Below are 15,174 nucleotides of genomic sequence, written 5' to 3' on the forward strand. Positions count from 1 at the left end.
GTTTTGTAACAAGTTTTCTTTTCCTGCATAAAAATCCCCGATCGCTCCAGAGAGATAGATAGAAGTATCAATTTCAGAGAGATCTACTATGTTGCTCGTTCTTAATCTACTATTGAATCTGTTTCGTCGTTCCGAACAATCCCAAGAACCGTCAGAGCCTTATTTTCAGGCGTTTATCCTCGAACCGATTTTAACGCCCAGTGCCTTCCTGGACAATCCTTTTGATAGCGACGAGACCCCGGATATAGAGGATGCTTTGGGGGATGAGATGCCGCTTCCTCCCAGTGTCGGGGAAACTTCTGCCGCGATCGCGCAATTTGATGCGGGAGTCTTTACCGTGGGAGAGTCGGGAGAAGTGGGGGTTGAGTTTCTCTTTGATGGCGGTAAGTATAAAGGTGAGTTGGGTATTTTTAGTTTGGAGGGGATGGAGAATTTAGAACCCGGTTCTGAGGAATTTATCGCGGAGGCGGCGGAACGAGCTTTTTCTAATACGGAAGATGGCTATATTGTGATTTCTGACAAAACTGAGGGAGCGTTATTTGATGGCACCTTGGGAGAAAAGACAGATTGGAACGAGGGAGAATATAAAGGGGTCAAAAACTTGCAAATGAAAGCGGGGACGAAGTTTGGCGTAATGTTAGTTCCTAATGGGACGGTGGAAGAGGTGATGGAAAATCCCGATATTGGCGGCTCAAAAACGCCTTTATTTTCTTTAGCGACGGCTAACCCCGATGATGGCTTACATTTGGGACAAATTGCCGATGTGGATGGGGCAGGAAATACCTTTGTTATGGAAGATATACGGATGGATCGGGGGTCGGATGAGGATTATAACGATTTTATCTTTCGGGTGACGGGAGCAACGGGAGATGCCCCAGATCTGGACGATTTCATCGATCCGGATTTGGATTGGCGAGGGACGGAAAAGGGTTTAGAAATTATCGATTATATCACGATGGAGGATGTGGAAAATGAGAGTCAGCCTTTGATTGGAGTAATTGATACGGGTTTTAGTGAGAATAATCCCGACTTGGATTATTCTCGCATTACTTTAGGTTCGGATTTAGTAGACGGCGACGACAATCCTTTATTGAGTGAGGGAGAAGGAAACGAACACGGCACCCATGTTTTAGGGATTATTGGGGCGACACAAGATAACGGTCTGGGAATTGATGGCATTAACGACGATGCGCCTTTGTGGGTGGGGCGTGCAGTGGGTTCGGGGAAATGGGCTGAGTCTTTGGTGGAATTCGTAGATGCGGCGCGGGAGTCGGGACAACCCAATGCTGTTGTTAATTTAAGCATGGATTTAACGCAAATCGATGCAGAGGGCAATGTTAGCACCCGCTATGAGTTTACGCCTATGGAAATGGCGGCTTTAGAGTATGCCCGTCAAAATGATGTTTTGGTGGCGGTTGCTGCGGGGAATGATGGAGGCGTAATGTCGGCTTTGGGTCAGGCTTCAGAACAGTTCGATCATATCATTACCGTGGGTGCTGCGGATGGCACAGAACGGGCGGATTATTCCAGTTATGGGCAGGGGTTGGATCTTGTTGCTGAGGGGGGTACTTTAGAGAAGCCTATTTTATCTACCGTTGGCGATCGCGTGGAGGGAATGCACGGGACATCGGTGGCGACGGCGCAAGTCACGGGGGCAATTTCTCGCGTTTGGGCGGCAAATCCGGAGTTACATTATCGACAGGTGATTGAGATTTTGAAGGAGACGGCGACGGATTTAGGTGAAGTAGGTTGGGATTTGGAAACGGGTGCGGGGTTGTTGAATCTGGCTGCTGCGGTACAGGTGGCGAAGTCGATACAGGAGGAGGAGTATGAGAAGGAGTTGCAGTATGTGCCGTTGAGTTGGAGTGGGGAAGGTGAGGTAACACCGATGGAACGGGCTGCAAATGGCATTTCTTCGGGTTCTTCTGGGGGTGGTTCTTTGCCTTCTTGGAGTTCATTTTTGGGCATTTTTGGTAATCCTACCAGTTCTGGTTTTGTGAAACTTCTCAAGCAAGTTTTTGAGAAGTTTTATAATCGTATTGTTCTACCCGATCCTGATAATAATGGCACTGTTGATAAGGCAAAATCCATAGAATCTAATGATGCGATCGCAGATTTTGTTGGGGTTTCAGATCGGAATGATGTGTATACTTTTACTTTGGAGCGATCGCAATATGTCGATATTCAATTAGATGGTTTGAGTGCAGATGCTAATATCGAACTGATTCGGGATGGTGAAGTTCTGTTTGAGTCTACCAAAGAAGGAATTAATGTAGAGTCAATTACTCAGTTTCTCCAACAAGGACAATATTATGTGCAAGTTTCTTCTCAGAGTAACAATGGGACAACTCCCTACAATCTCAAGGTTCGTTCTTGGTCAAGCATTCAACCGGATAACGGTCCACAACCTATTAATGGTAAACAACCTGTAACGGGAAAAATTGACTCAGTTTATTTTAGCGACGTTACGGGAAATAGCCTAGCAGATGCTTTAGTTGTTAACAATTGGGGGACAACTACACGACGGTCTAATGGTTCTCTGTTTTTAGGGAATGAAACTTGGACAGAAGAGCCTTATTTTGGTTCTCATCGTACCTTTTTTACAGATGTGAATGGCGATGGGAAAGCTGATGCTATTGGAGTTAACGATTATATTCATCCTAGCTTTGATGGAGTCTATGTCAAACTATCTAATGGTTCTGAATTTGGAGAAACTCAAAAATGGACGGATATTGGCTACAATGGCAAACATGGCATTTTCTTTTCTGACGTAACGGGAGATGGAAAAGCTGATGCTATTGTCTCCGTAGATAGCGGGATTTTTATACGACGTTCCGATGGTACTAAATTCTTACCTAATGAAAAATGGACTGATATTGGTTACGGTGGTAAATATGGTACGTTCTTTGCTGATGTAACAGGTGATGGAAAAGCTGATGCTATTGTCGTGAATGATGGTGGCGTTACTGTCCGACGCTCTGATGGTACGAAGTTTTTACCTAATGAGAAGTGGACAAATATTGGCTACGGTGGTAAATATGGTACATTCTTTGCTGATGTAACAGGTGATGGGAAAGCTGATGCTATTGTCGTGAATGATAGTGGCGTTACTGTCCGACGTTCTGATGGTACAAAGTTTTTACCTAATGAAACTTGGACAAATATTGGCTACAATGGCAAACATGGTATTTTCTTCTCAGATGTAACGGGAGATGGAAAAGCCGATGCGATCGTTTCTAATGATGGTGGTGTTACTGTCCGACGTTCTGATGGTACAAAGTTTTTACCCAATGAAAAATGGACAAATATTGGTTATGGTGGTGAAGGTGGTCCGGGTAGTATTGTTAAAGGAAGTGGTCCAGAAGTCTATTTTGTTGATGGTATTAAACGCCGTCATATTCCCGATCCTGAAACATTAGGCTATTTGGGAGGACGTATTACCCCTCAAAACTATATTTCCGATCTCGATTTGAACTTTATTGCGTTAGGCGATCCACTACCATCACGTCGAAATGGAACTTTATTGCAAGGTTCGGCTGGTGCAGTTCATATTATGGAAAATGGCCATCGTCGTCTTATTCCCAATCCTGAAACCTTCAATGCTTTGGGTTTAAATTGGGGGGCTATTCAAACTATAGCCGATCGCGATTTGAATGCAATTCCTTTGGGATCTCCGATACCTTCTCGAATTTGGCAAAATCCTTTAGCTGGTAGCTGGTATGCAATTTATCCGTTAAATGAATTTGGAACTCCAAGGCGAATCAGTGGCACTCATAAAGGGATAGATTTATCGACAGGATATACAACTCCTCCTGCAAAAGCTGCAAAAGGTGGAAAAGTTGTTATTGCCTATAATGGTAATGGTTGGAACGCTGGCTATGGAAAATATGTCAAAATCGATCATGGTGATGGAACAGAAACTCGCTATGCTCATTTATCTAGTGTCCATGTTCAAGCGGGAAGTTATGTAAATGCCGGAACGGTAATCGGTAATGTAGGCACCACTGGTAATTCTAGTGGGAATCACCTACATTTTGAAATTCGTGTTAATGGTGTTGCCAAAAACCCAAGAGACTATATCCAATTCTGATTTAGTTTCATTCATGGGCGCAAGCATTGCACCCCTACGGTAAAATGATAGAATTGGGCGATTTTGTAGGGGTAAAAAATAAATGTTGGGGTAGGGTCGTATTGCTTATGCCCATTTCCGATATGCACCCAAAATGTTCGAGATTTCACCCAAAAAAATTGGCAAACACGATCGCATTTCTGGTATTTTTCCAAGGGATGCGAGCGCGCTTTTTTTAAGAGTGGCGATCGCATGAGGTATAATATCATAACTATGTCAGCCGAAACAAAGCATTGAATGACAAACAAAAAGCCAATCTAAAACGATTTAATAAAAATCTGCCAGCGAGTGCAGGAGAAACAAGAATTTACGATCTTCCCAACGATGGAAAAGCCTTTCAAGCTGATGTCCCAGCAACCAATATCCCCGGTTCATTTGCAACCTACGAAAAACAGATCGATATTGAAGGCAAAACAACCTATTACACAAAAACAACTTACGATCCCGATGGCACAATTGTTCATGTAAAAGAAAAATTTCCTAAACCCCAAACCATTTACCCCAATTGAGGATAGTTTATGAGTCCCATTCAAAACCATCAATCCCAGCCAAGTTCTCAAGAGGATACGACACGATCGCAATTATTAGAATCCTTGTTAGCGTGCGATCGCGATCTGGAAAATATCTTATTCGCCTTAAACGAATTGGGATGGGATAGTGAAGAATCTCTCGCTGTTCTCAATCGCCAGCATATTATTTCCATTCTCAACCGCTATCTCAACAAAAAACTATCATCTTTAGCAGTAGAAAATTGGGCAAATGCAGTTGAATGTCGGGAAGATATTAGCTATGAGAAAAACTTTGAAACGATTATCGACCGCATTATTCAAGAACTTGCCAATCCTCGTATATATCGTCCCTTATCGCATACCATAGCACGAGAATGGTACGATTATTTTCGAGAATTAGATAGAGTTTATATTGACCAAAGGTTATCTGAACATCACCATATTTCTTGATCTAAGCGATCGCATTTCTGATATTTTTTCGGGTGGTGCGATCGCATTTTTCAAGAGTTAAAAAAAGAGAAGCGATCGCATTTCCGGTATTTTGCTAAGGGGAGCGATCGCCTCTCCGCACACAGTGTTAAACTCAAAGAGAATCAATTCTATCAATAAAGATGACAGATCCAATTATCACGATTGACACTCACTGGAGTTCTCCTAATCCAGTTCGCATTGTCAAGCAGACAAGAGCAGGGAAAGTTGTTGTGTAAATGTCAAAAACCGACCGAAAATCTAAGTTCGGGACAACACCAAGACAAAATGCCTCGCAGGTATTGATTTTGCAAGAAGCGGGGCGATCGCTCTAAATTAACGTCGCGGTGGTTTACAATGGAAACGATTTCTCTGGCGAAATGCGGTCGAACCGAGGACGCAAGCCGCTATTATTGAGATAATTACTGCGTTTATTCGCGCAATTTGCACTGCTCTCTCCTTTTCTCGATAGTTTTATCTGCAAACTCGATCGGAAAATATTAGGCTAATGAAACAGACCAATCAACCCTTGCATCTTGAATTTAATGCCGATCGCAGCTATATTGCGATTTTTTATGAGGATCGAGAAGTCGGTTTCTGTAGCCCGGAAATAGCTGCGAGGATTGTCGAGACTCTCAATGAAGACGAACAACTTCATGAAGATAACGAGACCCTCACCAAGGCATTACAAATGGCTTGTACGGATTTGCTCAAGCAAAGGGGGGGAAATCCTGCTAAAGTCACTAAGTTGATGGAGCGCTATCTGGAAAATGCCAAGCGACCCGAACATGGCACTAGGGCCCTCGCTTTTCTCTTGCGCGATCGCCAAAGAGAACTTGATGTTAGTGACAAAGAGTTTGTTTTCTTCTGTAATTCTTATCGTTTGTCACCGCAAGAGTTACGAGATATTTATCGCGGTAAAGAGGTAACAGATGAGCAACTCAAGGTTCTCTCCCGCATTCTCGGCAAATCTACGAAGGAAATTATGGAAATTCGCGATGGCTTTAGCAATAAAGAAATGAATACTCTGGCTCGAATTTTAGGAACATCCGCGAAGGAATTAACGGAATTGTTGAAGTAGAAGAGGGAGCAAACTACCAATTCTCCAAGACTCTACAGTATTGTTTGGCAATAATTTCCGGTGTAAAATGGGCGTTGAGATAGTCTCTCCCGGAATTGCCTAAAGTGCGGCTAACTTCCGGATTATCCGCTAGATGGCGGATATAATGAGCCAATCCCTCTGCGTCTCCATTATCAAAGGCGGCACCGCATTGCGCTTCTTCTAGTAGCGATCGCAGGTAAGAATGAGATTCGCAAACTGCTGCCACGGGACGACCGGAAGCGAGAATTCCATACAATTTGCTTGGAGCAACTAATCCTTCTAAACCAGGGCTAATACTCACCAAAGAAAGGTCGCAAGCCGTGAGAGAGTAAGGCAAAACTGATTTATCTTGATAAGGCAGAAAACGACAATTTTTGAGTCCCAATCTGGTAACGCGATCCTGACAGGCTTGTAATTGCGCTCCGTGACCGATAAAGAGGAACTGAATGGAATCTTCCTGAAGTAGTTCTGCTGCCGTTAAAATCGTATCGAGATCGTGACAGCGACCGAGATTGCCAGAATATTGTACCGTGAAGCGATCGGTAAGCTCGAACTGGCGCGCAAACCAATTATCCTGTTTGCTGCGCGGTACGATCGCCTCGGGATCGGCCCAACTGGGAATCACATTTACTTTCTCTTCTACCTCCGGACATTTCGCCACAACTCGTGCTTTCATGGAGGAACTCAACACAATAATTCCGGTCGCTTTTTGCCAAATTTTGCGATTGAGCCAATCCCAAAATCTCACTAAACCATGTTTTTTCGGGACGACTTGCAAGGCAACTGCGACATCTGGATAGAGATCGTAGAGCAGACAAATATAACGAATGCCAAAACATTTATGTGCTAGGTATCCTAACACCGACAAATAAGGCGGTTCGCTGGTAAACAGAAAAAGATTCTGACTGCGAGAATTTTTGATCAGGTGCATGGCCACGCGAGTGCAGAATAATAAGCCATTAATGGCTCGTCCGCGAATTCGTAGCGGCCAGAGCCTGGAGGTTCGCGATCGCCGTATGGCAACTTTTTCCGATACTTCTCGTTTGGGGGCAAATTCCTTATCAAACGCATACCCCGGCTGTCCAGTAAAAATACTGATTTTCATCCCTAACTTGCTTAATTGTGAAGCAAGTTCAGCAATTAATTGTCCTGTTGCTGCGTAGTCGGGAGGATAAAATTGCGTAACAATAAGAACTTTACCGGGTTTAGATGCAAGTTTAGAATATTCGCATTTACTCTTAATCGATTTGGACGGTAGCACTAAGAGGTTTGGTAGATGTTTGTCGAGTTGATTCCTCATTCCCAATTCATGCACGTAAAAAATTAAAAATTAAACAAAAATCAGATTGCGCGTTACCCTAAATTGATTTTCGTATAATCATTATGAACTCATCCTTGATAACCGATCTTTCTCAGCAATGGCAAGGGCAAGTCTACTTAGTACGCGCTTCATCTTTTTAGAGTTCTACTGAAGGTTATCGTAAAATTGTACCTATTCATTCCTAGAAAATACTGAATTAGCACCCATCGAGAGAGTAGCACAAAAATCTCCGCTTTGAGCCAACCAAAAATTCTCGGAGAGATGGCGATCGCGACTCTCCGTATTTTTACTAAAATCGATCTGGGTAACTTTACGGTGCCTTTATATTTTTTTTTCTCTGGAAAAATTAAAATTTGTTGGGAATGATAAGAAATCAATATCTCTAGACCCAGAAAATCGAGGATATTAATATCCTCGATTGTGCAGATTGAGTTCAAGATGCTCTGGTTTAGAGCATCAATGATAGATTCATTAACTTCTACCGCTTGGTTTGCTCAAATAAATCAAATAAGCGATCGGCCCAATATTTGACATCATATTTTGTCACCGTCGCGTACATTTTTTCCATGCGATCGCGCTGTTCCTCCACTGGCATATCCAAAGCGAACTCAATTGCCTTATCCATACGCTGAGTTGAGTAAGGATTGGTTAAAACAGCTTGGCGTAATTCTACCGCAGCACCAACAAACTCAGAAAGAACCAGTACGCCATCTTTGCCTTCATGGGAAACAATATACTCTTTAGCCACTAAATTCAAACCATCTCGCAATGGTGTTGTCCAGCAAATATCAGCAGCCTTATAAAAACCGATCAAGTGGTGAAAAGGAATAGGTTGAGTAAAGAGTAAAATGGGAGTCCAATCCAGTTTAGAAAAGCGCCCATTAATTTTTCCGGCTGCTTGCTCAATTTGATTTTGAGCAGTTTTGTAAATCCGCATTCCTGCCGCAGCCGAAACACAAGTCATGACAAATTTAATTTTACCATGCAGATCGGGGCGACGTTCTAAGAGACGTTCGTAGGCTTCCAACATTTCTTGATTACCTTTAACATAATCAACGCGACCCGCAGCAATGATTAATTTTCGTCCATTTAATTCTTGCCGAACTTGTTCGATATGTTGTTGCGTTTCTTCCAATTTTAAAGTATTGAGAATATGTTGCGGATTTGTTCCGACGGGAAAAGCATCAATCCTAACCAGTTGATCTTTATAGCGAATCTTGCTAATGACTTCCGGTTCTGCTAATGCCATTCCTACGGAAGTCATCTGTTCGGGTACATCACTTGTTTCAACGATTTCGATCTCTCGCAAACTGCGGGCAACATTGACAAAATTTTCCGAATAGCGAGGAATATGAAAGCCGACAATATCGCAACATAATAAACTCTCGACAATCTCTTCTCGCCAGGGCAAAATGTTAAAAATATCGACGGAGGGAAAAGGAGTATGATGGAAAAAAGCAATGCGAGCATTGGGTTTTTGCTGGCGAATGTAAAACGGAGCAAGCCAAAGATTGTAATCGTGAATCCAAATTAACGCATCATCTTCGGCTTCTTCGCAAGCAGCTTCGGCAAACAACTGATTGATTTGTTGAAAGTTTTCCCAGTCGGAACTTTCTGAAGTGAAATGATAAGGGAAAGAGTGAAGAATTGGCCAGAAGGCTTCTTTAGAAGTAATATGGTAGAAGTGTTTGACTTGATTTGCACTTAAAGGAATGCGAAAAACACTATAATTTCCTTCGCCTTCAATGCTTACTTTCTTTTCAAATTTTGCTTTTTGTTTAGCATTGACTTGTTTCCACGCAATCCAAGTTCCTCGGTTAGCGTTGGCAAAAAAACTTTTTAGAGTTGGCAGAATGCCATTGGGACTTTTTTTCGGTTGGTAACGAATTACGCCATTTTCAATGACTTCATCGTAAGGTTCTCTGTGGTAGAGGATGACTAAATCAGATTTCATGGCTTTTCTTTTGGGCGAATGTTATCTTTAACGTGCCTTTAGTTTCGTACAAATGTACCTATGTGTCCAGTTCTCAGCATAGCACAATTTCCAAGTTTTGTAAAGTTGGCGCGATCGCGCTCCATAAATTAGCTACGGTGAATTTCTTGCCATTTTTGTAACCATTGGAGTAATTGAATTTCTCCAATTTGGCTAGAGTTCAATTTTATGTTCATTACGTCTTCTAATAGTTTTGCTGGTTTTCCAGTTTGTTGAACCCAAGCGTCAATCACAGTTTTTTCATCTAATAATTGATTATCTAAACCCAATTTTTTTTGCAATTGTAATTGTTCTTCTTTACCAACAACATCAATGACAAAATCATGATTCGCTGCTTTTTGCAATACTGCGGCGAGTGCTTCAATATAGACACGAGAATTATTTAAACTTTTCAGGTTAAATTTCTGAGGTTTTCCAAAGCGACGATTAAGAGCGAAAATGACCATCAGAAGAATGATTACTCCTTGAATAAATACTGGTAGCAGAGAAGTTTGAGAGAAATATTTTAACACGCTATCTTTTTGCCCATTTTGTCTGGTTTCTTTATCTTGGTATCCGTGAATATATTCATCAACAAAAATATTTCTGGGACTATTATTTTGTTCTCGAAACTCAACTTCAATTGTTTTATTTTTAGATGTTTTTGTATTGGGATGAAGCACGATATCAGAGAGGAACTTATAATTTGCTAGACTATCCTGATAAGCATTGGCAGCAAGATAGGGAGTGGTCGTGAAAATAGCTTGTCCTTGACCCAATTTTTGCTGCCAAACAATTGCACCAAAATCATCACCGAGTAATATTTCTTTTCGATCTATGGCACGTCGTGTTGTTTCAATTTCTATTGTTCCAAATGCTGTAGAATGTTGAGTTTTAAAAACAGCTTTACTGGAAGGTTGATGCCATCCTAGAATAACAATAGTATTCCCTTTTTTGATCCATTTTTTAAGGCTATCCGAAAAGAAAGAAGACTTGAAATCGTCAGATGAATCCGATTGAGAGGGAATCAAATCACTATAAGCCCGAACTAATGTTATTGGATTTTTATCTTTAGTTTGGGGCGGTAGGGAAGATTTTTTCCAGCGCTGAATCTGAATATTTTTATCTTGTCCCCATTCATTTTGGATAAATTCATACCATGCACCGTAGCCATCTGGAGCGCGATTGTAGGTTGAACCGCTTTGATTGGTACTATTGTTCGGTGCAACAAATAAAGTTATTAAAATAACGATAAATAGAGCGATCGCGCCAAATTTGATTGATTTCCTTTGGAAATTCATCGAAAAAATGGGTAGAAACCCCGTCCCGATCGCGATATGCGGAGGACGGCTTTACATTGAATAAACATAACCCTCTTTTTTGTGGATTATCTGGCAATACTTGTGATTAATGCCTTGGATTAATCCATTTGGATTAGAAATGATCGTGAAGGGTGAAGAACTCATTGTTAAATTGCGTTACACTGGTTTATATGTAGTCTAAAACACAATGACAACGCTATGGAGCAAGATTCATTGCCCACGGAGATTATTTTGACACACCCTCGAGAAACTTTGGGTGAAGTTTATCTTGATTGGATGCCGCAACCGGGGAACTATTTGGATTTTGCAGGCAAAACCTACGCGGTTTTAGAACGCCATCATCACTATCGCTACAAGATTGAGGGTTATCGTCTCCACAAAGTTTCCATTTACGTTCAATCGGCAAAAACCCCCCAAGAACGAACTCAAATTAATGGACATTGGATTGTTGGCGATGCAAAATGCCGCTTTAATGCGCGATCGGAACTTTTGCGCTGTGCTGTAAATCCTGAAGGTCCCTGTTTGGGATGTCGGTATTTTGAGGAATGCGATCTTTGACTTTTCTTATGATTGGGCAAACATGAGTTTAAGTGAGATTAATAATTTGATTTTCGATCTTTTAGCTCATTTATTACCATCCCCAAGTTCCTGCACCGCCTTTAAAGGGTCCGACAATATCGCTAGTCACCCAACCTCCATAAAAGTCTCCTTCTTGAGCCTGAACTCGTTCTCCATCCACGTAACAAGCATCCATTAAACTAGGATAAACTGCAATGTAATTTTTAATTGCAGCAAAGGAAGGGGTAGGTTCGGGATAGTACCATGCAGCATGAGGAATTGTTTTCTCTCCCACTGCGATCGCATAATATTTCGCTACTCCTTTCCACTCGCAAAAAGTTTGTCGAGATAGAGGGGAAAAATACTCCATTTTCACATCTTCGGGGGGGATGTAATAAACGGGAGGATGACTGGTTTCGAGGACGCGATAAGTATTTTGACTTTCGGCGATCGCAACTTCATTGAAAATAATTTTAATCTGTTTGGGAGAGGGTTCGGCGATCGCGGGACGAGGATAATCCCACACAGATTCTTGACCGGGACCGGGTTCAATACGCATCTTTTCAGTTATCAAGGAACAATTATTAATATTAAAATTAATTCAGAACTGCTGTAGGAAGCGCAAATCGCTGCTATAAAGACGGCGAATATCATCAATTTCGTGCAGTACCATGGCAAAACGTTCTACACCAAAACCCGCCGCAAATCCCGTATAAATTTCAGGATCGTAACCCACAGCTTTTAAAACATTGGGGTCTACCATTCCGCAGCCCAAAACTTCTAACCATTTTCCTTTCCATTTAACATCAACCTCTGCGGAAGGTTCTGTAAAGGGAAAATAACTCGCGCGGAATAACATGGGCAATTCTTCCCCAAACATTTGCCGTACAAATTCCTTAATCGTACCTTTGAGATCGGTAAAAGTTAGCCCTTTATCGATCGCTAAAACTTCCACTTGATGGAAAACCGCCGCATGAGTTGCATCCACTGTATCCCGCCGATAAACGCGACCAGGGGCGATAATACGAATGGGAGGTTCGTGACTTTCCATATAACGGACCTGCACGGGAGAAGTGTGAGTTCGCAATAAGTTACCATCCGTGAGATAGAGAGTGTCCTGCATATCTCGGGCGGGATGATCCGCAGGAATATTCAAAGCCTCAAAATTGTAGTATTCTGTCTCCATTTCCGGACCTTCCGCGATGGTGTAACCCAACCCCGCAAAAATATCGATGAAGCGGTCAAACGTGCTGTTGAGAGGGTGAATGCGACCGAGGGGACGACCGACACCAGGCATGGTAACATCTAAGCGTTCTGCCTCGAGTTGTGCTTGAATTTTGACCGTTTCTAAGGTTTTGCTGACGGTTTCTAGGCTATTTTGAATCGCTTCCTTGACTTCATTGGCGATCGCGCCAATTTTGGGACGGTCTTCAGCGCTGAGTTTACCCATCCCTCGCAAGACTTGGGAGAGTTGACCCTTTTTCCCCAAATATTTCACTCTCAGGGGTTCTAGGGCATCAAGGGCATCTGTAGAGGCGATCGCCTTTGTGGCCTCAGTTTTTAGGGCTGTTAGTTGAGTTTCGATCTCGTTTGGGGAAGTCATGAGCGTGGGATTTCGGTTAATTTGCCATAGTGTTATAGTTTACCGAAATGTTGCCAACAGTAGAAAATATAAAAATAAGTTTTTGCTTTTAGCAAAATCAATTAAATTAAAGGAATGAGGTAAAAAATCAGCGCCTTAGTCAATTATTAATGTCTCCAAACGCCAAATATTATTCTCCTGCTAAAAGATTCCACAAAATCCCCTTGCGATCGCTCCTTGTGGTTCCTTTTGTCATCGAAGTTGTTGCGGCTGTGGGATTGACGGGATGGCTTTCTCTGCAAAATGGACAAAAAGCAGTTAATGATGTAACCACACAACTCCGAGAAGAAATTACCGCCCGCATCCAACAAAAACTTGAATCTTATTTGGAAGTTCCCCACACGATCAATCAACTGAATGCTAAGGCGATCGCGATCGAACAACTCGATTTAACCAATCCTTTAATCCTCGATCGCCATTTTCTCCAACAACTGCAAACTTTTGATTCTGTTACGGGAATTTACTTTGGCAATGAAGAGGGAGGATTTACGGGTCCCGAACGAGGTGAGGGGAAAACATTTTTTATTTACTCCACAGAAGCCTTTAAACTTGGGAATCTTTATAAGTATGCTATTGATAAACAGGGCAACCGTCAAGAAATCTTAGATACTATTCCTAATTACGATCCCCGTCAGCGACCTTGGTATACTGCTCCAATTAAAACAAAAAAAGCGACTTGGAGTGAAATTTATCCTTTTATCTCCGATTTAGGTTTGGGAATATCTGCGAGTTTACCGGTTTACGATGATAGAGAAACACTCCAAGGGGTATTAGAAATCGATCTATCTCTGGCAGATATTAGCAAGTTTTTGCGCTCTCTGAAGATTGGGCGCACGGGACAGACTTTTATTATGGACAGTTCGGGGTTAATTGTCGCTTCTTCCACAGAGGAAAACCCTTTTGTAGATAGCCAAGGTAAGGACGATCCCCAACGCTTACAGGCGATCGAGAGTCGCATTCCTCTCATTCAAACAAGCGCCGAATATATCTTGGCAACATTTACAGATTTTTCCAGTTTGAAGGGAAGCGAAAAATTAACTTTTACTGTACAAGGACAACGACAATTCTTACAGGTTACGCCTTTCCGGGACGAACGAGGACTAGATTGGTCCATTGTTGTGGTGATCCCGGAAGCTGATTTTATGGAACGCATTCAAGCTAATACTCGCTTAACAATTTTTCTCTGTTTGAGTGCTTTAGGGGTGGCAATTTTACTGGGTTTCTTGACTTCTCGCTGGATCGCTGCTCCCATTTTGCGCTTAAATGCGGCTTCAAAGGCGATCGCCTCGGGGGAACTCGACCAACATATTGAGGTCAAACAAATCCGAGAACTCGACACTTTGGCTCGTTCTTTTAATCAAATGGCGGGACAGTTAAAAGATTCATTTACTGCTCTTGAAAAAACGAATATAGAATTAGAACAACGAGTTGAGGAACGTACTTCTGAATTGCAACAAGCGAAAGAAGTTGCCGACTCAGCCAACCAAGCAAAAAGCGAATTTCTGGCTAATATGAGTCACGAATTGCGAACACCTTTAAATGGTATTCTTGGCTATACCCAAATTTTACAGCGCGATCGCACTGCTACGCCTAAAATTAAAGATGGGCTGAATATTATTGACCAATGTGGTTCTCATTTATTGACTTTAATTAATGATATCCTCGATATTTCTAAAATTGAAGCGCGAAAGCTCGAATTACATTCTCTCGATTTTCATTTAGAAACTTTTCTGCACGGTATTTGCGAACTATTTCGGATTAAAGCCGAACAAAAAGAGATTGGTTTTCATTATGAAGCTCTTTCTGAACTTCCTAACGCTATTCATGCTGATGAAAAACGCTTGCGTCAAGTTCTGATTAATTTGTTAGGTAATGCGATTAAATTCACCGATCGCGGCACTGTTACCCTGAAAATTAAAAGTTTAAAAACAACGCAGCAAATTATTGAAGATCGACAAGTTACTTATAATTGCATTCGCTTTCAAGTTGAGGATACTGGGGTTGGTATGACTCCGACACAATTAGAGAAAATTTTTCTGCCTTTTGAGCAAGTTGGCGATCGCCACCGTCAATCTCAAGGAACGGGCTTGGGCTTGGCTATTAGTTGTAAAATTGTTAAAATGATGGGCAGCGAACTGAAAGTTAAGAGTG

At 42.0% G+C, this 15,174-nt stretch carries 11 protein-coding genes; 6 read left to right on the forward strand and 5 right to left on the reverse strand.

The window, feature by feature from the left end; translation table 11 throughout:
• Positions 1 to 88 precede the first annotated feature (88 nt).
• The 4 genes from VB714_RS22675 (at position 89) to VB714_RS22690 (ending at position 6,187) form a co-directional block, all read left to right on the forward strand.
• A complete protein-coding gene (locus VB714_RS22675) occupies positions 89 to 4,090 on the forward strand; it encodes a S8 family serine peptidase (protein ID WP_323227009.1) in 4,002 nt (1,333 codons plus the stop codon).
• Between the two features lie 272 nt (positions 4,091 to 4,362).
• A complete protein-coding gene (locus VB714_RS22680; protein WP_323227010.1) occupies positions 4,363 to 4,638 on the forward strand; it encodes a hypothetical protein in 276 nt (91 codons plus the stop codon).
• Positions 4,639 to 4,647: 9 nt separating this feature from the next.
• Positions 4,648 to 5,088 carry a hypothetical protein gene (locus VB714_RS22685; protein ID WP_323227011.1) on the forward strand — a complete coding sequence of 147 codons (441 nt, stop codon included), beginning with the start codon at positions 4,648 to 4,650 and terminating at the stop codon, positions 5,086 to 5,088.
• Between the two features lie 526 nt (positions 5,089 to 5,614).
• Entirely contained in the window at positions 5,615 to 6,187 is a 573-nt protein-coding gene (locus tag VB714_RS22690) for a hypothetical protein (RefSeq protein ID WP_204106652.1), read from the forward strand.
• 13 nt (positions 6,188 to 6,200) lie between these two features.
• Here the strand turns inward: VB714_RS22690 and VB714_RS22695 are convergent, their stop codons facing one another.
• The 3 genes from VB714_RS22695 to VB714_RS22705 form a co-directional block, all read right to left on the reverse strand.
• Positions 6,201 to 7,508, reverse strand: coding sequence for a glycosyltransferase family 4 protein (locus VB714_RS22695; RefSeq protein WP_323227013.1), 1,308 nt, complete (start codon positions 7,506 to 7,508; stop codon positions 6,201 to 6,203).
• Positions 7,509 to 8,007: 499 nt separating this feature from the next.
• Complete coding sequence (gene ggpS / locus VB714_RS22700; protein WP_323227014.1) at positions 8,008 to 9,483, reverse strand: glucosylglycerol-phosphate synthase; 1,476 nt, start codon at positions 9,481 to 9,483, stop codon at positions 8,008 to 8,010.
• 128 nt (positions 9,484 to 9,611) lie between these two features.
• Entirely contained in the window at positions 9,612 to 10,802 is a 1,191-nt protein-coding gene (locus VB714_RS22705) for a DUF4350 domain-containing protein (protein ID WP_323227016.1), read from the reverse strand.
• A 219-nt stretch (positions 10,803 to 11,021) separates the two neighbouring features.
• On the opposite strand from VB714_RS22705, the gene VB714_RS22710 reads away from it, so the two are divergent.
• Positions 11,022 to 11,381, forward strand: coding sequence for a DUF6464 family protein (locus VB714_RS22710; protein ID WP_323227018.1), 360 nt, complete (start codon positions 11,022 to 11,024; stop codon positions 11,379 to 11,381).
• A 73-nt stretch (positions 11,382 to 11,454) separates the two neighbouring features.
• On the opposite strand, the gene VB714_RS22715 is transcribed toward VB714_RS22710, so the two are convergent.
• Positions 11,455 to 11,940, reverse strand: a complete 486-nt coding sequence (locus VB714_RS22715; protein ID WP_323227020.1) for a DUF427 domain-containing protein — start codon at positions 11,938 to 11,940, stop codon at positions 11,455 to 11,457.
• 42 nt (positions 11,941 to 11,982) lie between these two features.
• The gene (gene pheS / locus VB714_RS22720) at positions 11,983 to 12,984 is read right to left on the reverse strand and encodes a phenylalanine--tRNA ligase subunit alpha (RefSeq protein ID WP_323227023.1); all 1,002 of its coding nucleotides are present in this window, start codon (positions 12,982 to 12,984) and stop codon (positions 11,983 to 11,985) included.
• Between the two features lie 149 nt (positions 12,985 to 13,133).
• Here pheS and VB714_RS22725 point away from each other — a divergent pair.
• Positions 13,134 to 15,174, forward strand: a 2,041-nt coding sequence (locus tag VB714_RS22725) for an ATP-binding protein (protein WP_323227026.1), incomplete at its 3' end; no start/stop codon positions are given.

Source organism: Spirulina sp. 06S082 (assembly GCF_034932145.1).
Taxonomy (GTDB): Bacteria; Cyanobacteriota; Cyanobacteriia; order Cyanobacteriales; family Spirulinaceae; genus CCY15215.